Annotated in this window: 16 protein-coding genes and 1 pseudogene; 6 read left to right on the plus strand and 11 right to left on the minus strand. The window is 52.3% G+C overall.

Going from position 1 to position 22,246, the window contains the following annotated elements; translation table 11 throughout:
• Entirely contained in the window at window positions 1-1,140 is a 1,140-nt protein-coding gene (gene arnB, locus OGX66_RS19430; RefSeq protein ID WP_088903246.1) for a UDP-4-amino-4-deoxy-L-arabinose aminotransferase, read from the minus strand.
• A gap of 284 nt (window positions 1,141-1,424) precedes the next feature.
• A complete protein-coding gene (gene nudI, locus OGX66_RS19435) occupies window positions 1,425-1,850 on the minus strand; it encodes a nucleoside triphosphatase NudI (RefSeq protein ID WP_286512109.1) in 426 nt (141 codons plus the stop codon).
• A gap of 317 nt (window positions 1,851-2,167) precedes the next feature.
• On the opposite strand from nudI, the gene OGX66_RS19440 reads away from it, so the two are divergent.
• Window positions 2,168-2,710, plus strand: a complete 543-nt coding sequence (locus OGX66_RS19440; protein WP_003027640.1) for a YfaZ family protein — start codon at window positions 2,168-2,170, stop codon at window positions 2,708-2,710.
• A gap of 79 nt (window positions 2,711-2,789) precedes the next feature.
• Complete coding sequence (locus OGX66_RS19445; RefSeq protein ID WP_088903247.1) at window positions 2,790-3,986, plus strand: nicotinamide mononucleotide deamidase-related protein YfaY; 1,197 nt, start codon at window positions 2,790-2,792, stop codon at window positions 3,984-3,986.
• A 38-nt stretch (window positions 3,987-4,024) separates the two neighbouring features.
• Here the strand turns inward: OGX66_RS19445 and OGX66_RS19450 are convergent, their stop codons facing one another.
• From OGX66_RS19450 to glpA, 4 genes are all read right to left on the minus strand, one after another.
• A complete protein-coding gene (locus tag OGX66_RS19450) occupies window positions 4,025-4,225 on the minus strand; it encodes an Rpn/YhgA-type helix-turn-helix domain-containing protein (RefSeq protein WP_088903248.1) in 201 nt (66 codons plus the stop codon).
• Window positions 4,226-4,543: 318 nt separating this feature from the next.
• Window positions 4,544-5,734 carry an anaerobic glycerol-3-phosphate dehydrogenase subunit GlpC gene (gene glpC, locus OGX66_RS19455; protein WP_003027620.1) on the minus strand — a complete coding sequence of 397 codons (1,191 nt, stop codon included), beginning with the start codon at window positions 5,732-5,734 and terminating at the stop codon, window positions 4,544-4,546.
• Window positions 5,731-6,990, minus strand: a complete 1,260-nt coding sequence (glpB, locus tag OGX66_RS19460) for a glycerol-3-phosphate dehydrogenase subunit GlpB (RefSeq protein ID WP_044714025.1) — start codon at window positions 6,988-6,990, stop codon at window positions 5,731-5,733. The genes glpC and glpB overlap by 4 nt, the downstream gene beginning before the upstream one ends.
• The gene (gene glpA, locus OGX66_RS19465; protein WP_286512113.1) at window positions 6,980-8,608 is read right to left on the minus strand and encodes an anaerobic glycerol-3-phosphate dehydrogenase subunit A; all 1,629 of its coding nucleotides are present in this window, start codon (window positions 8,606-8,608) and stop codon (window positions 6,980-6,982) included. The genes glpB and glpA overlap by 11 nt, the downstream gene beginning before the upstream one ends.
• 270 nt (window positions 8,609-8,878) lie before the next feature.
• Here glpA and glpT point away from each other — a divergent pair, with 270 nt between their 5' ends.
• Entirely contained in the window at window positions 8,879-10,237 is a 1,359-nt protein-coding gene (glpT, locus tag OGX66_RS19470) for a glycerol-3-phosphate transporter (RefSeq protein ID WP_003845119.1), read from the plus strand.
• Between the two features lie 3 nt (window positions 10,238-10,240).
• Window positions 10,241-11,308 (plus strand): glycerophosphodiester phosphodiesterase, encoded by a 1,068-nt coding sequence (glpQ, locus tag OGX66_RS19475; RefSeq protein WP_003839410.1) that lies wholly within the window; start codon window positions 10,241-10,243, stop codon window positions 11,306-11,308.
• A 62-nt stretch (window positions 11,309-11,370) separates the two neighbouring features.
• On the opposite strand, the pseudogene OGX66_RS24555 reads toward glpQ, so the two are convergent.
• From OGX66_RS24555 to ubiG, 5 genes and pseudogenes are all read right to left on the minus strand, one after another.
• A pseudogene (locus OGX66_RS24555) lies at window positions 11,371-11,460 on the minus strand (hypothetical protein); the annotation flags it as partial.
• A gap of 21 nt (window positions 11,461-11,481) precedes the next feature.
• Window positions 11,482-11,736, minus strand: coding sequence for a ferredoxin-like diferric-tyrosyl radical cofactor maintenance protein YfaE (yfaE, locus tag OGX66_RS19480; RefSeq protein WP_003027609.1), 255 nt, complete (start codon window positions 11,734-11,736; stop codon window positions 11,482-11,484).
• On the minus strand, window positions 11,736-12,866 hold the full coding sequence (nrdB, locus tag OGX66_RS19485) for a class Ia ribonucleoside-diphosphate reductase subunit beta (RefSeq protein WP_003027605.1): 1,131 nt from the start codon (window positions 12,864-12,866) through the stop codon (window positions 11,736-11,738). Before nrdB ends, yfaE begins: the two co-directional genes overlap by 1 nt.
• Before the next feature lie 110 nt (window positions 12,867-12,976).
• The gene (gene nrdA, locus OGX66_RS19490; protein WP_048215880.1) at window positions 12,977-15,262 is read right to left on the minus strand and encodes a class 1a ribonucleoside-diphosphate reductase subunit alpha; all 2,286 of its coding nucleotides are present in this window, start codon (window positions 15,260-15,262) and stop codon (window positions 12,977-12,979) included.
• 488 nt (window positions 15,263-15,750) lie between these two features.
• A complete protein-coding gene (gene ubiG / locus OGX66_RS19495; protein WP_003027601.1) occupies window positions 15,751-16,479 on the minus strand; it encodes a bifunctional 2-polyprenyl-6-hydroxyphenol methylase/3-demethylubiquinol 3-O-methyltransferase UbiG in 729 nt (242 codons plus the stop codon).
• A gap of 158 nt (window positions 16,480-16,637) precedes the next feature.
• Between ubiG and gyrA the strand changes: the two genes are divergently transcribed.
• Complete coding sequence (gyrA, locus tag OGX66_RS19500) at window positions 16,638-19,274, plus strand: DNA topoisomerase (ATP-hydrolyzing) subunit A (protein ID WP_044701169.1); 2,637 nt, start codon at window positions 16,638-16,640, stop codon at window positions 19,272-19,274.
• Between the two features lie 121 nt (window positions 19,275-19,395).
• Complete coding sequence (rcsC, locus tag OGX66_RS19505) at window positions 19,396-22,242, plus strand: two-component system sensor histidine kinase RcsC (RefSeq protein WP_057101392.1); 2,847 nt, start codon at window positions 19,396-19,398, stop codon at window positions 22,240-22,242.
• Window positions 22,243-22,246: the final 4 nt, after the last annotated feature.

A 22,246-nucleotide genomic window follows, 5' to 3' on the forward strand; every position in this document is an offset into this window, starting at 1 on the left:
TTATTGTCCTGCAATCTCGCGAAGTGCCGTAATGACCCGCTGGGTATCCGCTTCGGTCATGTCTGGGAATAACGGCAGCGAGCAGATGCGCGCGCTGTTCCATTCAGTATTTGGGAGCGAAAGGGTAGTGAAGCGTTCGCGATAATATTTTTGCGTATGGGCTGCACGAAAATGCAGACCGGTGCCGATATCTTTGGTCTTCAGCGCTTCCATCAGGGCATCTCTGCTCAGCCCGCAGCGCGCTTCGTCAACGCGAATGATGAACAGATGCCAGGCATGAACATGCGACCACTGAGGCCGGCTCAGCGGTTGAAAGGGCGTATCAGCCAGCGCCTGCTGATATTGCTGGGCAATTTGCGCCCGGCGTGAATTCAGTTGCTCCAGCTTATTCAGCTGTACCAACGCAATAGCGGCATTGATATCCGTCAGGTTGTATTTGTATCCTGGCGCAAGCACTTCGGCCTGCGGTGCCCGGCCATAGGTTTGTCGATCAAAAGCATCAACGCCCAGACCGTGAAACTTCAGGCTGCGAAGCCGCTGGGCAAGCTGGCTGTCGTCGGTAACAATCAGTCCACCTTCTGCGCAGGTGATATTTTTGATGGCGTGAAACGAGAAGATTGCCGTACCGCGCGCTCCGACATGACGGCCCTTATACAATGTCCCTACGGCATGGGCGGCATCTTCTATTACCGGGATGCCATAACGCTCGCCAATGGCATAAATCGCGTCAAGATCGACGGGGGCGCCTGCGTAATGTACTGGAACAATTGCTTTAGTTCGTGGGGTAATAGCGGCTTCAATTTGCTCAGGTGTGACCATAAGTGTATCGCGGTCGACGTCGACCATGACTGGCGTCGCATCCAGCAGGACAATCATGTTGAGGGTGGAAACCCACGTCATTGACGGCGTAATGACCTCATCGCCTGCACCTATGCCCAACGCCATCAGTGTGATGTGCATACCCGCCGTGGCAGAGCAGACGGCGACGGCGTGTTTATTTCCTGTGAGCTGGCAGAAGGCTTCTTCCAACTGTTGGTTCTTCGGGCCAGTGGTTATCCATCCAGAGTCCAGCACCGCTTTTACAGCGGCAAGCTCTTCAGCACCCATTGCCGGGCGAGAGAAAGGCAAAAAGTCAGACATCATTATTCCTTCAAGCCATTTAACGCTACCGAAGTTTTATTTTTGGGACTAAACAGGGGCGTCGTTAATTATTTCATCAGGCTACAAAGGTTAATGGCCGAAGGTTAATTTATCCTTAAGGGTTTAAGGTTTGGGAGATAATAACAAAGACAGTGGGGAGTGATTTATTTGTTTGAATATAAAGAGTTTTTAGTCATTATGGCGGTATTGTTCTCTGTTGCTGAATGCTGAGAGCAATACCGCTAATGTGATCATTGTTTATATTACGTTTAAACTCGGGGGACTTACAGTAACCCTTTCAAGGTTAACGTTTTACGTGTGGCGATATTTAAGTCGTAGGTGCCGAGATCTTCCGCTTTAACCCAGGCGAACGCCTGGAACTCTTCGTTAATGTTCACTTCACGATTAGCTGCCACACAATCGAAGATGAGATAAATCATATAAATCTCTTCCTGGCTGCCATCCGCGTACGTTTTAGTACGAATATCGTCACTGAATGTCCATGGCGTAATTTCTGATAACACCAGCTGCTCGCCCAGCCCCTCTCTCACTTCCCGACGCAAAGCTTCTTCGATGCGCTCACCCGGCTCAACGCCACCGCCAGACAGCGCCCACTGACCGGGAAACACGCCGCGGTCGTCAGCCATTTTGCAGAGTAAATAGCAGCCATCGTTTTGAATTAATGGGCAAACAATTGTTCTTTGGCGCATAGGTCAAGTCCTTCCAGGGGCGGGTATTAAGAATTCCATCATCCACCTATCTTACCTTTTGCTGGCTGGAGAAAAAACGCTTCATCGACGATTAAGTCCGTACGGGCGAGGAAAAATTGATTGTTGTTGAAAATGGCGATTAAGGATGCAAACGATAGATTACATACAAAAATTTAACCTTATCTAATCTCATTAAGTAGTATTTAGTTACAATATGGTCTTGCATCGCTTTTTTAGCTCATTGATTCCTCGTCATCTGACAGTACAATTCACCGGTTTTGGGGCTATGTTTTGATTCTTGCAGGAAAGGATAGAAAATGAAAAAAAGTTTACTGTTGGGTTTTGCCGGAATGCTGTTTGTTTCTGCTTCGGCAAACGCGATTAGCATCAACGGTCAGGCTGGCGAAGACTACACCAACCTTGGATTCGGTATGGGTACTGAGACCACCGGTCTGGCCGTCAGCGGCAACTGGATGCATAATGATGACGACGGCGATGTTGCTGGGCTGGGCCTGGGGCTGAATATCCCGCTGGGTCCACTGTTGGCGACCGTTGGTGGTAAAGGTGTATATACCAATCCAAACGATGGCGATGAAGGTTATGCTGCGGCTGTCGGTGGTGGTTTACAGTGGCCGATCGGCGACAGCATTCGTCTGTTTGGTGAGTACTATTACTCGCCTGATTCGCTTTCCAGCGGTATCGACAGCTATGAAGAAGCAAATGCCGGTGCGCGTTTGACTATTATGCGTCCGCTGAGCATCGAAGCCGGTTATCGTTACCTGAACCTGGCAGGTAAAGATGGTAACCGTGATAACGCAATTGCTGATGGCCCGTACGTTGGGGTTAACGCCAGCTTCTAACATTTCTGGCGCGGCGTTCAGTCGCGCCTTCCCCCCTCCATGCGTTATAGTGTTTTCATCATAAAAGCAGGAGAACACGATGTTAAACGTGGAGATGCTATCCACCGGGGATGAAGTGTTGCACGGACAAATCGTCGACACCAATGCCGCCTGGCTGGCCGATTTTTTCTTTAATCAGGGTTTACCGCTAACACGCCGCAACACGGTAGGTGACAATCTTAACGATTTAGTCGCCGTTTTGCGTGAGCGTAGCGAACACGCCGATATACTGATCGTTAATGGCGGTTTGGGGCCAACCAGCGATGATTTGAGCGCGCTGGCAGCGGCAACGGCAAAAGGCGAAGGGCTGGTGTTGCATGACGCATGGCTGACCGAGATGGAGCGATATTTCCGCGATCGTGGCCGCGTGATGGCGCCGAGCAACCGCAAACAGGCTGAACTTCCCGCCAGCGCGGAGTTTATCAATAATCCGGTGGGTACCGCGTGCGGGTTCGCCCTGAAGCTTAACCGCTGCCTGATGTTCTTTACACCGGGTGTACCGTCAGAATTCAAAGTCATGGTTGAGCATGAGATTCTGCCGCGTTTGCGTGAGCGTTTCTCTTTGGCTCAGCCCCCGTTATGCCTGCGATTAACCACCTTTGGCCGTTCTGAAAGCGAGCTGGCACAAAGCCTGGATCCGCTGACTTTGCCACCGGGTGTAACAATGGGATATCGCTCCTCAATGCCGATTATTGAGCTGAAGCTGACCGGGCCGGATTCACAACGGGAAGCGATGCTGGCGCTGTGGCCTGAGGTGAAAAAGGTTGCCGGGCAAAACATGATTTTTGAAGGTACGGAAGGTTTGCCTGCGCAAATCGCCCGCACGTTGCAGGAACGGCAATATAGCCTGACGCTGAGCGAACAATTTACCGGTGGTCTGGTCGCGTTGCAGCTTTCTCGCGCTAATGCTCCGTTGTTGGCGAGCGAAGTTGTTCCGCCCCAGGAAGAAACGCTGGCGCAAACGGCGCATTGGGTAACCGAGCGACGTAGCAAACATTATGCCGGGCTGGCTTTGGCGATATCAGCTTTCGAAAACGAACATATTAACTTTGCGCTGGCCACCCCCAATGGGACATATGGTTTGCGCGTTCGGCTGAACGCTAATCGCTACAGCTTGTCGATTCGTCAGGAAGTGTGCGCAATGATGGCGCTAAATATGCTGCGCCGTTGGCTTAACAATCAGGATCTTGCCAGCGAGCACGGCTGGATCGAAGTGGTTGAGTCGCTCACGATTTAATTATTAACAGGGAAGGTTACAAACCTTCCCAATCTGACTCATTCTGTGACATCGTCAGGCAATAGCCCAGTAATTAACCTAACCAAATCACGATCAATTCCATTTTCCAGCATCATGCGCGCGATACGTAAGGCTTCTTCTTGCGTTCCTTTTTGCCCCCCTTGCTCTAACCCTTGTTTTATCCCTTGTTGTAGCCCATTGTGGTGACCTTCTTGTTTTAGCCTCTCTGCGATTGTCATCAACCTCTTCTTATGATGGGGGGAACGTTCGGCAACTTCATGAATAAATTCGCTGACGTGAGAAACGTCACCGTACCGTAGCAGGTAATTAAATAGCGTTTGTAGCTGGCTGTCATTAGCGGTGCTTGTAACTAATGGTGCTTGTAACTGATAGAGAAGATGGCGTGACGGTATCCACTTTTAATATGCGCTGCATGCGGGAAATGGGGTCTTTGCGTGGATGAATCAGAGAAAAATATGTCCGATTGCAACGTATTCAATTAAGCGGAATGGGCTACGCAAAAAATGCCCGGCAGCAAATACCACCGGGCAACAGGTTTAACCCAACGCTTTGGCAAGCAGGGTGATGGGATGTTCGCAACGCTTACTGGTAGACATCTCAATCTGCCATTTACAGGTTTCGCAGTCGGTGACGACGATATCAGCGCCGCTTTCTTCAATTTGGCGGAATAACGGTGCGCCAATAGACTGTGAAGTCGGATAGTTTTCCTTTTTAAAGCCGTAAGTCCCGGCAATCCCACAACACTGAGAATCCAGCACTGTCAGCTCCAGCCCCGGAATTTGTCGCAGTAGCTCCAGCGTGTAAAGCGTCCAGCCCATTTTCTCCATATGACATGGCGTGTGATAGACCACTTTCAGTGGCAGCGTTTTCAGCGGCAGCGTTTTACCTTCATCCAGCTTGCGCCACAGCCAGCGGGTTGCCAGTTCAATGTGTTCTCGCAGGCCTGAGTTGTCGACATCCAGCACTTCCGGATATTCATCACGTAGCGCAAAGGTACAGGTTGATGAGGTGGCGATCACCGGAATGCCTTTGCCATCAATCGCTTCCCGGAGTGAGGCCACGTTGCTGACCGCCTGCTTACGCGCTTTATCTGTAAATCCGTTAGCAATCAGCGGCACGCCACAGCATTTCTCTTTACTCAGCAGTTGCACGCCGGTTCCCATCGCATTCAACACCTTGATCAGGTCTTTGCCAAGCTGGGGATGGTTGTAATTCACAAAACAGCCGTGGAAAAAGGCGACCTGATCCTGATACTGCGCCTGCTGTGCGGCAATGCTGCGATACCAGCGGCGGAAGGTGCCAAAGGAGTACTTCGGCAGCGTACGGCGATGATCGATTTTTAGCGCGTAATCCAGCAACTGACGTACCGGTTTTAGTGAGGTGGCGGTATTCACTATTGGGGCAAAGGGGGTGGAAACGCTACCCATTAAATCGGTATGGCTTAAGACGAAGTTACGCAGCGATGGGCGCGTCGTGTCGTATTTGGCGCGCGCGCGCTGGATGATATCGCCGATTTTCACGTCTGACGGACAGGCCACTTCGCAGCGTTTACAGTTGATGCAGTATTTCAGCGCATCGTCATATAGCGCGCCATCTTTCAGGCGCAGACGCTCACCGTCCGGGCCGGCCTGCTTAGGGCCCGGGTAGCTAGGGTTGACGCGGCTTACCGGGCAGGCGGTGGTGCACACCGTGCATTTGATACAACTTTCAAAACGTGTGTCGCTCATTGCTGTCCTCCTGCACGTTTCGCAATGTCATGTGCGGCGTGTAAGGCGCTGACTGCGCATACGCCGCCTCCGCAACCCTCGGCAATAGGGTCGAAACCACCGAGAACAGAACCGATGGCATACATATTTTCTACCGTTTTACCCGCCAGTGACGGGCGCAGCGTAGCGTCGGTTGTGACGCCAAACTTTTGCCACGGTTGCGGATCGAAGACGTCGCGTTGATACCACTCGGCGCGGGTGGCGGTTTGCTGTACATCCAGTCCGAGGATCGGTTCGTGGATGGCCTCGCGCGTGGCGACCAGACCGCTGCTGAAAAAGCTGCCGCTGGCGAGTACGGCGAAGCGTGGACGCAACGGGATATCGGCATGGTTACGGGTCCAGATTTCACTGACTACGCCGTCCTGACAGGTGATTTTCTTCACTTCATCACCCGGCATCCACACACCGCCCTGGCGCACAAACTGGCGCTGCAATTTGTTGTGTAAACGCATGCCCAGTACCGAAGGAGGTAGGGTCGGTAACAGTGTCAGCGAGCAGGGGAGGCGCTCGTTAAGCCACTGCCAGAGCCGCTCATCTGCCAGACCAAAGCAGGCCGGCATGATTATCATGTCGCAGGCTTTTGCCATTGGCAGCAATGCGTCATAGAGCAGCGACCATTTATCTTCGTTATCCAGCAGGCGCGCAATATTGACGGCGCGAAACTCGGTTGGGTTATCACGCAGGACATCCAGTTCCGGCAGTTCGATTTCTGCCGTCTCGACGCTGAGATTACGTTGGCGTAATGACGCCGCGGCGAGATGCGCCTGAAAATCCAGTAACCCGCTAATCCCTACAACACATATACGCTGCGCGGATAGCGGCCAGACCGGCACTTCCGGGGAACTTAACCAGGTTGAGCGCAGGGTGCCCAGCGGGGTAACACGTTGATGTGCCTGATGCACGTTGCCTTGCAAATGCGTTCCGCATTCTTCCAGTAAATTTTGCGCCTGCTGGGCCAGTTCCAAAACGTTCTGCGTTCCGATGGTGCTATACGGATGTGCGGGTGCCTGAGTGTGCAGCGCATTCAAACCCGCTTCTATATCCGTCACTGGTTGACCATCGGGTAAGCTGCTGAGCAAATCCAGTGAGCCGGAGGAAAAATGCAGGGCGCTTTGGCCGCGGGTAACAATCGTGCAGCGCAGTCCGCTTTTTTGCAGTTGCAGGCCGCATAGCAGTCCAGCGAGGCCGCCGCCGATAATGACGGTATCAAATTTCATCCTGGTGCTCCTTTTCCAGACCACACAACCCTTGATAAACCCAGCGAGTGAATTCGCTTTCGCGCAGTGCATCTCCCCAGGCGATAGGCTGCACACCTTTCCAGCGTTCGTTGAGGAAGTCGGAAAGCTGAGTAATGGATTGTGCCGCGGTAGTGACATTAAAACGTTGCAGCAAACCTGCAGCGCGACAGGCACACAATTCGCCCTGGCAGGTCCCCATTCCGACGCGGGTACGGCGACGTAAATCGAGCAGACTGTTGACGGTTAGATTCTCGACGGCGTATTGCACTTCGCCTGCGGTGACCGCTTCGCATTCACAGACCAGGCTGCGATGTTGACGGCCTTCGCTCAGCCACGCTGGGGTACGATCCCCATGGCGATAGACTGCCGAACCGCGTAGCGGCGCAGGTAACGAAATAACGCGTTTAAGCGTATGCTCGGTAGATTCCTGTGAGCCAGGCAACGCGGTGTCTGCGGTTGTGCAAGGCTGGGTATTGCCCAGCTTACGGCAAACAGCATCGGTAGCCCATTCCGCCATCAGGCGGTAAGTCATCAGTTTGCCGCCGGTAATGGTGATAAACCCTTCCAGTCCGTCACGCTCTGCGTGATCGAACAGTACAATCCCACGGCTGACGTTACGACCGGTGGGATCGTCGTCGCTGGCCACCAGCGGACGCACGCCGGAGTAGGCGCGTAAAATGCGTGTTTTCGCCATAATCGGCGCCAGTTTCTCGCCTTCACGCAGCAGAATGTCGACTTCTTCTGCGGTGACGCGGTTGCTGTCGATATCATCGTAATCAATGTGCTGCGAGGTGGTACCGATCAATGAGATGGTATCGCCTGGCACCAGAATATCGGCGTCAGACGGTTTACGGCAGCGGTTGATGACATGTTGGTTAATGCGATGATCCATAATCAGCAACGAACCTTTGGCCGGGAACATACGGATGCTCAGATCGGCATATTCCGCAATGTGTTGACCCCAGATCCCGGCGGCGTTAACGACAACCGGTGCATGCAGGGACTGCATTTCGCCCGTCAGATGATTGCGCACATTAACGCCGCAAACCGTCGCGCCTTCGCGAATCAGCCCTGTCACTTCATGCGCCGTTAAGATAACCGCGCCATGCTCACGCGCATCCAGCATGTTGGCGGCGGTTAAGCGGAAAGGATCAACCGTGCCGTCAGGCACTTTTACCGCACCAATCAGCTGTGGATTCACGGAAGGTTCGATAATACGTGCCTGCTGAGGGTCAATCGCTTCTGCGCGAATCCCTGCTTCTTCACAGGCGCGAATAAAGGTCGCCTGAAAGGAGAGCTCATCCTCCGGCAGGGTAATAAACAGACCGTCCGTTGGCTCAACGCAATGGCGGGCGATACGTTTCAGAATTTGGTTTTCGCTGATGCACTCACGGGCAGATTCAGCATCGGTGACGGCGTAGCGTGCACCGCTGTGCAGCAGGCCATTGTTGCGCCCGGTCGCACCTGTGGCGATATCGTGGCGTTCCACTAAGATGACGCGCAACCCGCGCAGCGCACAATCGCGTGCGATCCCTGCACCTGTTGCTCCTCCACCAATGATAATCACGTCACTTGTTTGCGAGTCGCGAGTTTTCATTGTTTTTCCTCACAGTTCGTTTTTTATCATTTAGCCACATAAAAAACATGGATTGTTTGATTTCGCGCATAATCGCTCATTATTCGAAAATGAAACGTGATTTCGTGCGCCTTTATGAACATTTGTCATAAATCTGTAACAATATGTGCTGCGTTTCACATTTTTGTTATGTATCTTTCCTTAACATCGCGGCCACACTGGGAGCGGTAGGGTAGTAATGACGAACTGCAGTGTTTACTTCGAATGAAAGACGGCCACGGAGGCTACACTATGTTGAGCATTTTTAAACCAGCGTCACACACGGCGCGTTTACCTGCAGCGGAGATCGACCCGACATATCGTCGATTACGTTGGCAGATTTTTCTGGGGATTTTCTTTGGTTATGCCGCGTACTATCTGGTACGTAAGAACTTTGCCCTTGCGATGCCGTATCTGGTTGAGCAGGGGTTCTCGCGTGGCGATCTGGGTTTTGCGTTGTCCGGTATCTCCATTGCTTACGGATTTTCGAAATTCATCATGGGGTCCGTTTCGGATCGCTCGAATCCGCGCGTTTTCCTGCCAGCGGGTCTGATACTGGCTGCGGCAGTGATGTTGTTTATGGGCTTTGTACCGTGGGCGACATCGAGCATTGCGATTATGTTTGTGCTGCTGTTCCTCTGCGGATGGTTCCAGGGGATGGGATGGCCGCCGTGTGGTCGTACCATGGTGCACTGGTGGTCGCAGAAAGAGCGTGGCGGCATCGTTTCCGTTTGGAACTGTGCGCATAACGTGGGTGGCGGTCTGCCTCCTCTGTTATTCCTGCTGGGTATGGCCTGGTTCAATGACTGGAAAGCGGCGCTGTACATGCCTGCTTTCGGTGCGATCGTTGTCGCGCTGTTTGCTTTTGCTTTGATGCGTGATACGCCGCAGTCCTGTGGTCTGCCGCCAATCGAAGAGTACAAGAACGATTATCCGGACGATTACAACGAGAAAGCGGAAGAAGAGCTTACTGCGAAGCAGATCTTCATGCAGTACGTACTGCCGAACAAACTGTTGTGGTACATCGCTATCGCTAACGTGTTTGTTTATCTGCTGCGCTACGGCATCCTGGACTGGTCGCCGACTTACCTGAAAGAAGTGAAGCATTTTGCACTGGATAAATCATCCTGGGCCTACTTCCTGTATGAATATGCGGGTATTCCGGGCACGCTGCTGTGTGGCTGGATGTCGGATAAAGTCTTCCGTGGAAACCGTGGCGCGACCGGCGTGTTCTTTATGACGCTGGTGACGATTGCGACCATCGTTTACTGGATGAACCCGGCAGGCAACCCGAACGTAGATATGGCTTGTATGATTATCATCGGCTTCCTGATCTACGGCCCGGTCATGTTGATTGGTCTGCATGCGCTGGAACTGGCACCGAAAAAAGCGGCAGGTACGGCGGCTGGCTTTACTGGTCTGTTCGGTTATCTCGGCGGTTCTGTGGCTGCGAGCGCCATTGTCGGCTACACCGTTGACTTCTTCGGTTGGGACGGCGGCTTTATGGTGATGATTGGCGGTAGTGTGCTGGCGGTTATTCTGCTGGTAGTCGTCATGATTGGCGAAAAACGCCATCACGAAGAGATCCAGCTCAAGCGTAACGGGGGCTAATAGATGAAAACCACATTGAAAAGTCTCAGCGTGGCGCTGATGCTGGCAGGTATGGTTGTGAGCAGCGCGGCGGTTGCCGCAGATAAAGTCGTGATTGCGCACCGTGGCGCCAGCGGTTATCTACCGGAGCATACGTTACCTGCGAAAGCGATGGCCTATGCTCAGGGAGCGGATTACCTGGAACAGGATTTGGTGATGACTAAGGACGACCATCTGGTCGTCCTGCATGACCACTATCTTGACCGCGTCACCGATGTTGCCGAGCGTTTCCCGGATCGCGCGCGTAAAGATGGGCGTTACTACGCTATCGACTTTACGCTGGATGAGATCAAGTCGCTGAAGTTTACTGAAGGCTTTGATATCGAAAATGGCAAAAAGGTCCAGACCTACCCGGGGCGTTTCCCGATGGGTAAATCTGATTTCCGTGTGCACACTTTCGAAGAAGAAATTGAGTTCGTTCAGGGATTAAATCATTCAACCGGTAAAAACATCGGCATTTACCCGGAAATGAAAGCGCCGTGGTTCCATCATCAGGAAGGGAAGGACATTGCGGCTAAGACGCTGGAAGTACTGAAAAAGTACGGGTACACCGACAAGAACGACAAGGTCTATCTGCAGTGTTTTGATGTCGCAGAGTTAAAGCGCATTAAGAATGAACTGGAACCGAAGATGGGGATGGATCTCAATCTGGTACAGTTGATTGCATATACAGACTGGAATGAAACTCAGGAGAAAAAGCCAGACGGCAGTTGGGTTAATTACAACTACGACTGGATGTTTAAACCGGGTGCCATGAAGCAGGTTGCGCAGTATGCGGACGGCATTGGGCCGGACTACCACATGCTGATTGATGAGAAGTCGAAGAAGGGCAATATCTCGTTAACTGGCATGGTGCAGGACGCACATCAGAATAAGATGGTGGTGCATCCTTATACCGTTCGCGCCGATCAACTGCCGGATTACACCACTGACGTAAACCAGCTGTATGACATTCTTTATAACAAAGCGGGTGTTGACGGGCTGTTCACCGACTTCCCCGACAAAGCAGTGAAATTCCTGAATAAAGAGTAATGGCATAAGGCCTGTGATGCACCTCCGGTCACAGGCCTTATTGGACGAAACGTGATTAACTGCTAGATAAGGCCGTCTGCTGTTAACGTTTTCCTACATGCCTGCAGGAGAAATAAAGGGCTGCCGTTCATCGGCGGCTCTTTTACCAGTAACAATTTTTATCCCGCCTTGCGTTACAGCTCTATTTCAATATCGCCTTTTGCCCGGCAACAGCAGGGCAATATTTCACCCGGTTGAATGAAGGCCAGAGGTTCTGCAATCCAGTCAACCTGTCCCGCCACCAGGCGGGTACGGCAGGAGCCGCAGTAGCCTTCACGACACTGATATTCGACTTCAACATCGTGCGACTCGAGTGCGGCAAGTAGGGAAGGATGTTCATCCTGGCACAGCAGTTGTGTGCCAGAGATGCGCAAAGTCACGCGGCCCATCAGAGCTGGAAGTTACTCAGGTCGTCGGTATCAACTTCCGAATCGATCTGACCGACCAGGTAAGAGCTGACTTCCACTTCCTGCGGTGCGACCTGGACGTTGTCAGACACCAGCCAGGTATTGATCCAAGGGATCGGGTTAGAGCGTGTCTGGAATGGCAGATCGAGTCCGACAGCCTGCATACGGATGTTGGTGATGTACTCAACGTACTGGCACAGAATGTCTTTGTTCAGGCCAATCATTGAGCCGTCACGGAACAGATAGTCCGCCCACTCTTTTTCCTGCAGCGCGGCCTGTACGAACAGGTCGTAGCATTCTTGTTTGCACTCTTCGGCAATTTCCGCCATCTCCGGATCGTCTACACCGCTGCGCAGAAGGTTCAGCATATGCTGAGTACCGGTCAGATGCAGGGCTTCGTCGCGGGCGATCAGACGAATAATTTTCGCGTTGCCTTCCATTAGTTCACGTTCGGCGAATGCGAAGGAGCAGGCGAAGCTGACATAAAAGCGGATCGCTTCCAGCGCGTTGACGCTCATCAGGCACAGATACAGCTTCTTCTTCAGCTCACGCAGGTTTACGACAACCGTTTTGCCATTAACGGTATGCGTACCTTCACCGAGCAAATGCCAGTAGCTGGTCATCTCGATCAATTCGTCGTAGTAGCTGGAAATACCTTCTGCGCGTTTCTGGATTTGCTCATTAGTGACGATATCGTCAAACACCACCGCCGGATCGTTAACGATATTGCGAATAATATGGGTGTAGGAGCGGGAATGGATTGTTTCAGAAAACGCCCACGTTTCCACCCAGGTTTCCAGTTCAGGGATCGAGATTAACGGCAGCAGCGCGACGTTTGGACTACGTCCCTGAATGGAGTCCAGCAGCGTCTGATACTTCAGGTTGCTGATGAAGATATGTTTTTCATGTTCCGGCAATGCCTGGAAATCGATACGATCGCGAGAAACATCGACCTCTTCCGGACGCCAGAAGAAAGAGAGCTGCTTTTCGATCAGTTTTTCAAAGATGTCATATTTTTGCTGATCGTAGCGGGCGACGTTCACCGGCTGGCCGAAGAACATCGGTTCCAGAAGCTGATCATTTTTCGTCTGTGAAAAAGTGGTGTATGCCATTGATGAGAATCCTGTCTGGAATGTACTGCCGGATGCGCTTTGCTTATCCGGCCTACAATACCGCGAATTAATTTGTAGGCCGGGTAAGCGCTACGCCACCCGGCAAAAGATTAAATCTTACATGCGCCGCTTTCGCAGCCATCGTCCTGAATGGACGGTACCAGATCGTCCTGAGAGTCTTCCGCACCGTCACGGGTGTTCTGATAATACAGCGTTTTGACACCAAATTTGTAGGCGGTGAGCAGGTCTTTCAGCAACTGCTGCATCGGTACTTTTCCGGACGGGAAGCGCGACGGATCGTAGTTGGTGTTGGCAGAAATCGACTGATCAATAAATTTCTGCATGATACCTACCAGCTGCAGATAGCCGTCGTTGTTCGGCATTTCCCACAGCAGTTCGTATGCGTCGTGCAGGTGTTCGTAGTCCGGCACGACCTGACGCAGAATTCCATCTTTCGATGCTTTGATGCTCACGTAACCGCGTGGTGGTTCAATACCGTTGGTGGCGTTGGAGATCTGCGAAGAGGTCTCGGACGGCATCAGAGCGGAGAGCGTGGAGTTACGCAGACCGTGAGTTTTAATTGATTCGCGCAGGCTTTCCCAGTCGTAATGCAGGGATTCGCTGACGATAGCATCCAGGTCTTTTTTATAGGTATCGATCGGCAGAATGCCTTTCGCATAGGTGGTTTCGTTAAACCACGGGCATGCGCCTTGCTCTTTCGCCAGCTCGTTAGACGCTTTCAGCAGGTAATACTGAATCGCTTCAAAGGTTTTGTGAGTCAGGTTATTGGCGCTGCCGTCAGAGTAGCGTTTACCGTTTTTCGCCAGCCAGTAGGCATAGTTGATAACGCCAATACCCAGCGTACGACGCCCCATCGCACCGCGTTTGGCGGCCGGAATCGGATAATCCTGGTAATCGAGCAACGCATCCAACGCACGTACCGCCAGTACGGCCAGTTCTTCCAGTTCGTCCAGACTTTCGATAGCGCCCAGGTTAAATGCGGACAGCGTACACAGCGCAATTTCGCCGTTTTCATCGTTAACGTCGGTCAGCGGTTTGGTCGGCAGGGCGATTTCCAGGCACAGGTTGGACTGGCGTACCGGCGCGACAACCGGATCAAACGGGCTATGGGTGTTGCAGTGGTCAACGTTCTGAATATAGATACGACCAGTAGAGGCACGTTCCTGCATCATCAGTGAGAACAGCTCAACCGCTTTCACGCGCTGTTTGCGGATGCTGTCGTCGTTTTCATATTGGGTGTACAGACGTTCGAACTCATCCTGATCGGCGAAGAACGCGTCATACAGACCCGGGACGTCGGACGGGCTAAAGAGGGTGATGTCGCCGCCTTTCAGCAAACGGGTGTACATCAGTTTGTTGATCTGTACGCCGTAGTCCATGTGACGAACGCGGTTGCCTTCGACGCCACGGTTGTTTTTCAGGACCAGCAGGCTTTCAACTTCCAGGTGCCACATTGGGTAGAACAGCGTGGCTGCACCGCCGCGTACGCCACCCTGAGAGCAGGATTTCACCGCAGTCTGGAAATGCTTGTAGAACGGAATACAGCCAGTGTGGAACGCTTCACCGCCGCGAATCGGGCTACCCAGCGCACGGATGCGACCGGCGTTAATGCCGATACCGGCACGCTGAGAAACGTATTTCACAATCGCGCTGGAGGTTGCGTTGATGGAGTCAAGGCTGTCGCCGCACTCGATCAGTACGCAGGAGCTGAACTGACGCGTTGGGGTACGCACGCCGGACATAATCGGCGTCGGCAGCGAGATTTTGAACGTAGAAACGGCGTCGTAGAAACGTTTTACATATTGCAGACGTGTTTCACGCGGATAGTTAGAAAACAGGCAGGCTGCTACCAAAATGTAGAGGAACTGTGCGCTTTCATAGATTTCACCGGTAACACGGTTTTGCACCAGATATTTGCCTTCTAACTGCTTCACCGCAGCGTAGGAGAAGGTCATATCACGATCGTGTACGATGAACGAGTCCATCTGCTTGAACTCTTCTTCCGTGTAGTCTTCCAGCAGATGATTGTCGTATTTGCCCATTTCAACCATTTTCACGACATGGTCAAACAGTTTTGGCGGTTCAAACTCGCCGTAGGCTTTTTTGCGCAGATGGAAAATCGCCAGACGGGCGGCCAGATACTGATAATCCGGCGCTTCGCGGGAGATCAGGTCGGCGGCAGCTTTGATGATTGTTTCATGGATATCGGAGGTCTTGATACCGTCATAAAACTGAATGTGGGAGCGCAGCTCGACCTGAGAGATCGATACGTTATTCAGTCCTTCTGCCGCCCAATCCAGAACTCGGTGGATTTTGTCGAGATTGATGCGCTCTGTACTACCATCACGCTTTGTCACCAGCAGACTCTGATTCATGTGGTTTTTTACCTGTCCGTGAAAGAAAAAATATCCCCCATATTATCCACAGAGTCATGTTGTGACTAAGTCTGTGGATAAATACTATATGTAGGGGTTGTTTGATAAAATAGACGCTATATGGTGAGTATTCTAGTAGGGATTCTTTTCAGCACAAGAGTTGATTTTGAGGTTAAATTGAGGTTGCAAAAGGGTGAGAATCGCTAAGTGCGCGTCTTATAAGGCCTGGCGGGGATGTCAATAATTGAGAAAAAAAATAGAAATTTTGATCGAGTGCTGATTTCTTCATCTAAGGTAAGGAAAGTTCTTATGATCTGGCGCAAAAATTGCTGTGCCGGTACTACTCAGGATTGGTAGGCGATGCGTAATAACGTAGGCCTGGTAAGCGAAGCGCCATCAGGCGTTAAAGCCCGGAGTCGTGCCGGATGGCGGCGCTGGCGCGCTTTATCCGGCCTACAATCCAGTGTCATAAGGCCATGAGCGCTGGTTTATTCGCTTTTGGCGGTGGTATGCACCATATAGTTCACATCAACGCCCGGACCGAGTTTGAAGGTGTTGGTGATGGGGTTGTAGTGCAGGCCGGTCATATGTCGCTCTTTCAGCACGGTCTGATCAACCCACTCTAACAGTTCAGCGGGCTTAATAAATTTTTTCACATCATGCGTACCTTTCGGCACCATCCGCAGAATATATTCCGCTCCGACCACCGCCATCAGCCAGGATTTGCCGTTGCGGTTAAGCGTGGAAAAAAAGACTTCGCCGCCCGGTTTAACCAGTCTGGCGCAGGCCCTGACCACCGACTGCGGATCTGGTACGTGCTCCAGCATTTCCATGCAGGTCACAACGTCATACTGATGCGCATGCTTATCCGCATGTTCTTCGACAGTTTCTTGTACGTACTCCACCTGGATGCCGCTCTCCAGCGCATGCAGTTTTGCGACTTGTAACGGTTCAAAGCCCATGTCCAGCCCGGTGACGGTTGCGCCTTCGCGCGCCATGCTTTCCGCCAGAATGCCGCCGCCGCAGCCGACGTCGAGAACCTTTTTACCAAACAGGCCACCTGAGCGCTCAGTAATGTAGCCCAGACGCAGCGGGTTAATACGGTGCAGTGGCTTAAATTCACCCTCAAGATCCCACCAGCGTGACGCGACTGCTTCAAACTTGGCAATTTCTTCATGGTCAACGTTGTGAGTAACCGGGGGTTTTTCGGCATTCATTGGGGCTTCTACTCCTAAATTTGCGATGCAAATGAGTATATCAGCCTGACGGGATGAATAAAGCCTCTGTCAGGGGGAATCCATTTACCTGAATCTTCACGTATGTGTTATAATTTGCGACCTTTGAATCCGGGATACAGTAGAGGGATAGCGGTTAGATGAGCGACCTTGCGAGAGAAATTACACCGGTCAACATTGAGGAAGAGCTGAAGAGCTCCTATCTGGATTATGCGATGTCGGTCATTGTTGGCCGTGCGCTGCCAGACGTCCGAGATGGCCTGAAGCCGGTTCACCGTCGCGTACTTTACGCCATGAACGTATTGGGCAACGACTGGAATAAAGCCTATAAAAAATCTGCCCGTGTCGTTGGTGACGTAATCGGTAAATATCACCCTCATGGTGATATCGCCGTTTACGACACCATTGTTCGTATGGCGCAGCCATTCTCCTTGCGTTACATGCTGGTAGATGGTCAGGGTAACTTTGGTTCTGTCGATGGCGACTCCGCAGCGGCGATGCGTTATACGGAAATCCGTATGTCGAAAATCGCCCATGAGCTGATGGCTGACCTGGAAAAAGAAACGGTTGATTTCGTCGATAACTACGACGGCACCGAACAAATTCCTGACGTCATGCCGACCAAAATTCCTAACCTGCTGGTGAACGGTTCGTCCGGTATCGCGGTAGGTATGGCGACCAACATTCCGCCGCACAACCTGACTGAAGTGATCAACGGCTGTCTGGCATATATTGACGATGAAGACATCAGCATTGAAGGGCTGATGGAACATATTCCGGGTCCGGACTTCCCGACTGCAGCGATCATCAACGGTCGTCGTGGTATCGAAGAAGCCTACCGTACCGGCCGTGGCAAAGTGTACATTCGCGCACGCGCGGAAGTCGAAGCGGATGCCAAAACGGGTCGTGAAACCATCATCGTCCACGAAATTCCGTATCAGGTAAACAAAGCGCGCCTGATTGAGAAAATCGCCGAACTGGTAAAAGACAAACGCGTAGAAGGCATCAGCGCGCTGCGTGACGAGTCTGACAAAGACGGTATGCGCATCGTGATTGAAGTGAAACGCGATGCGGTCGGGGAAGTGGTTCTGAACAACCTTTACTCCCAGACCCAATTGCAGGTTTCCTTCGGTATCAACATGGTTGCATTGCACCATGGCCAGCCGAAGATCATGAACCTGAAAGATATTATTGCCGCGTTCGTACGTCACCGCCGTGAAGTCGTAACTCGTCGTACTATCTTTGAACTGCGTAAAGCCCGCGACCGTGCGCACATCCTTGAAGCGCTGGCGATTGCGCTGGCGAACATCGATCCGATCATCGAACTGATCCGCCGTGCACCGACCCCGGCAGAAGCGAAAGCCGCGTTGGTTGCGCGTTCGTGGGAACTGGGCAACGTTTCCGCCATGCTGGAACGTGCTGGTGATGACGCCGCGCGCCCTGAGTGGCTGGAGCCGGAATTTGGCGTGCGTGACGGTCAGTACTACCTGACTGAACAGCAGGCTCAGGCTATTCTGGATCTGCGTTTGCAGAAACTGACCGGCCTTGAGCACGAAAAACTGCTCGACGAATACAAAGAGCTGCTGGAACAGATCGCTGAACTGCTGCACATTCTGGGCAGCGCAGATCGTCTGATGGAAGTTATCCGTGAAGAGATGGAGCTGATTCGTGAACAGTTCGGCGACGCGCGTCGGACCGAAATTACCGCGAACAGCGCTGACATCAACATCGAAGATCTGATTAACCAGGAAGATGTTGTCGTGACCTTGTCTCATCAGGGCTACGTGAAATATCAGCCGTTAACCGATTACGAAGCGCAGCGTCGTGGCGGTAAAGGCAAATCTGCAGCACGCATTAAAGAAGAAGACTTTATCGACCGCCTGCTGGTGGCCAACACCCATGACACGATCCTCTGCTTCTCCAGCCGTGGTCGTCTGTACTGGATGAAGGTTTATCAACTGCCGGAAGCGAGCCGTGGTGCGCGTGGACGTCCAATCGTTAACCTGCTGCCGCTGGAAGCTAACGAACGTATCACCGCAATTCTGCCGGTACGCGAGTACGAAGAGGGCGTCAACGTCTTCATGGCAACCGCCAGCGGTACCGTGAAGAAAACGGCATTGACCGAATTCAGCCGTCCGCGTTCTGCCGGTATTATCGCCGTCAACCTGAACGAAGGCGACGAACTGATTGGCGTTGATCTGACGTCCGGTAATGACGAAGTTATGCTGTTCTCTGCTGCCGGTAAAGTGGTGCGTTTTAAAGAGAACGCAGTTCGCGCGATGGGTCGTACGGCGACCGGTGTTCGCGGGATCAAACTGGCAGGTGAAGACTCCGTTGTTTCCCTGATCGTTCCACGCGGTGAAGGGGCAATCCTGACCGTCACGCAGAACGGTTACGGTAAGCGTACAGCGGAAAGCGAATACCCAACCAAGTCTCGTGGCACGCAGGGTGTTATCTCCATCAAAGTCACCGAGCGTAATGGCTCCGTTGTTGGCGCAGTACAGGTTGAAGATACCGACCAGATTATGATGATCACCGATGCAGGTACGCTGGTACGTACTCGCGTGTCGGAAATCAGCGTGGTAGGGCGTAATACCCAGGGTGTTATCCTTATCCGTACTGCGGAAGACGAAAACGTTGTGGGTCTGCAACGCGTTGCTGAACCGGTTGATGATGAAGAGCTCGACTCCATCGACGGAAGTGCAGCTGAAGGTGACGAGGATATCGCGCCTGAAGCGGAAAGCGATGATGATGCAGCGGATGACGCTGAAGAGTAATTAAAACGTAATAAGAAGGGCCGGAGAACTCCGGCCCTTTTTTTAATGGCATTGCGACAAAAGACATTTACCGCTACCTTAACCACACTCTATTAATGCCCTGAGGCGGAGCTTCGCCCCTTTGAAATACCTTGCTTCCGTTCATTCAACCCTAAAAGTCTCACGCTACCTGTTCAGAGCGCTGGCGCTCGTTATCTGGTGTCTGATTGCGTTTGCCTCCGTGTTCTACATTGTGAATGCGCTGCACCAGCGAGAGTCTGAAATCCATCAGGAGCTTAATCTCAGCTCCGATCAGGCCCAACGTTACATTCAGCGCACCTCTGATGTGATTAAAGAGCTGAAATATATTGCCGAAAATCGCTTAACGGCGGAAAACGGCGTGATGTCGCTGCGGGCGCGAGATGATAAAACCGTCGTGCCTAATTTTGAGCCGCTGTTTGCCGACTCCGACTGTTCCGTAATGGGCAACGCCTGGCGAGGTTCTCTGGAATCACTGGCATGGTTTATGCGCTACTGGCGCGACAACTTTTCCGCCGCTTATGATTTAAATCGAGTGTTCCTGATCGGCAGCGACAACCTCTGTATGGCCAATTTCGGTTTGCGTGATATGCCCGTCGAACGAGACGAGGCCCTGAAGGCTCTGCATGAGCGCATTATTAAGTATCGCAATGCTACGCAAGAAGAAAACGGCAACAACTTGTTCTGGATTAGCCAGGGGCCGCGTCCGGGAGTAGGGTATTTCTATGCACTGACGCCGGTTTACCTCGCCAATCGTCTCCAGGCGCTGTTGGGCGTAGAGCAGCCTATTCGCATGGAGAATTTCTTCACACCGGGTAGCTTACCTATGGGCGTGACCATCCTCGACGAAAATGGCCATGCGCTAATTTCTCTCACCGGCCCTGAAGGGAATATTAAGGCTGAGCCCCACTGGATGCAGGAGCGCTCCTGGTTTGGTTACACGCCAGGTTTCCGCGAGCTGGTACTGAAGAAAAATCTGCCTCCGTCCTCCCTGAGCATCGTGTACTCCGTTCCTGTCGACCTGGTGCTGGAGCGGATCCGCATGATGATCCTGAACGCTATCTTGCTGAACGTGCTGGTCGGGGCGGCATTGTTTATGCTCACGCGCATGTATGAACGGCGCATTTTTATTCCAGCGGAAAGTGATGCTCAGCGGCTGGAAGAACATGAGCAGTTTAACCGTAAAATCGTGGCTTCTGCGCCGGTGGGTATTTGTATTCTGCGCACGATGGATGGCATTAATATACTGAGTAACGAACTGGCGCACACCTATCTGAACATGCTGACGCATGAAGACCGTCAGCGGTTAACGCAAATTATTTGCGGCCAACAGGTCAATTTTGTTGATGTGCTGACCAGCAACAATACCAATCTGCAAATCAGCTTTGTGCACTCGCGCTATCGTAATGAAAACGTGGCAATTTGTGTCCTTGTTGATGTCAGTGCGCGCGTTAAAATGGAAGAGTCGTTGCAGGAGATGGCACAGGCGGCGGAACAGGCTAGCCAGTCAAAATCAATGTTCCTTGCGACGGTGAGCCATGAGCTACGTACACCGCTGTATGGCATTATCGGTAACCTTGATTTGTTGCAAACCAAAGAGTTACCGAGTGGGGTGGATCGTCTGGTAACGGCGATGAATAACTCTTCCAGCCTGCTGCTGAAAATTATCAGCGATATTCTCGACTTCTCAAAGATTGAATCTGAACAGCTGAAGATTGAACCGCGAGAGTTTTCACCGCGTGAAGTCATGAACCATATTACGGCTAACTATTTGCCGCTGGTGGTCCGCAAGCAGTTGGGGTTGTACTGCTTTATCGATCCGGATGTGCCAGTGGCGCTGAATGGCGATCCGATGCGTTTACAACAGGTGATTTCTAATCTACTGAGTAACGCAATCAAGTTTACCGATACCGGTTGTATTGTGTTGCACGTGCAGTGCAGCGGCGACTATCTGAGCATTCGAGTGCGTGATACCGGTGTAGGGATCCCTGCCAAAGAGGTGGTTCGGTTGTTCGATCCTTTCTTCCAGGTGGGGACTGGCGTACAGCGTAATTTCCAGGGAACGGGACTTGGTTTGGCGATCTGTGAAAAACTGATCAGCATGATGGATGGGGATATTTCCGTCGATTCCGAGCCGGGAATGGGGAGCCAGTTTACGCTGCGTATTCCGCTTTATGGCGCACAGTATCCGCTGAAAAAGGGTGTTGAAGGATTGGCTGGCACGCGTTGCTGGCTGGCAGTACGTAATGCGTCACTGTACCACTTTCTCGAATCCAGCCTGACGCGTAATGGGATGACGGTGCTGCGATATGAGGGACAACAGCCCGATGCGGATGACCTGTTGGTGGCCGACGATGTGCTGGAACAGGCCTGGCAGGGGCGAGCAGCGGTGATTTTCTGCCGCCGACATATTGGCATTCCGCTGGAAAGAGAGCCTGGAGAATGGGTACACAGCGTGGCGTCACCGCACGAACTGCCTGCGCTGTTGGCACATATCTACAGTGTAGAGTTGGGGAGTGAAGATCTCTCCACGGCGCTGCCAACCCCGGATAAAGCCGGTGCGACGAACGATGACATGATGATCCTGGTTGTTGACGATCATCCTATAAACCGGCGCTTACTGGCCGATCAATTGGGATCGTTGGGATATCAGTGTAAAACCGCGAATGACGGTGTGGATGCGCTCAATGTGCTCAGCAAAAATCATATCGACATTGTGCTGAGTGACGTCAACATGCCAAACATGGATGGTTATCGCCTGACCCAGCGTATCCGCCAGTTAGGGTTAACGCTGCCGGTTGTCGGCGTGACGGCCAACGCGCTGGCCGAAGAGAAGCAGCGTTGCCTGGAATCGGGTATGGATAGCTGTCTGTCTAAGCCAGTGACGTTGGATGTATTGAAGCAAACGCTGACGGTCTATGCGGAAAGGGTGAGGAAGGCGCGGGAATAACAGA

It is taken from the genome of Citrobacter sp. Cf072, assembly GCF_030334485.1.
In the GTDB taxonomy this organism is placed as follows: domain Bacteria; phylum Pseudomonadota; class Gammaproteobacteria; order Enterobacterales; family Enterobacteriaceae; genus Citrobacter; species Citrobacter freundii.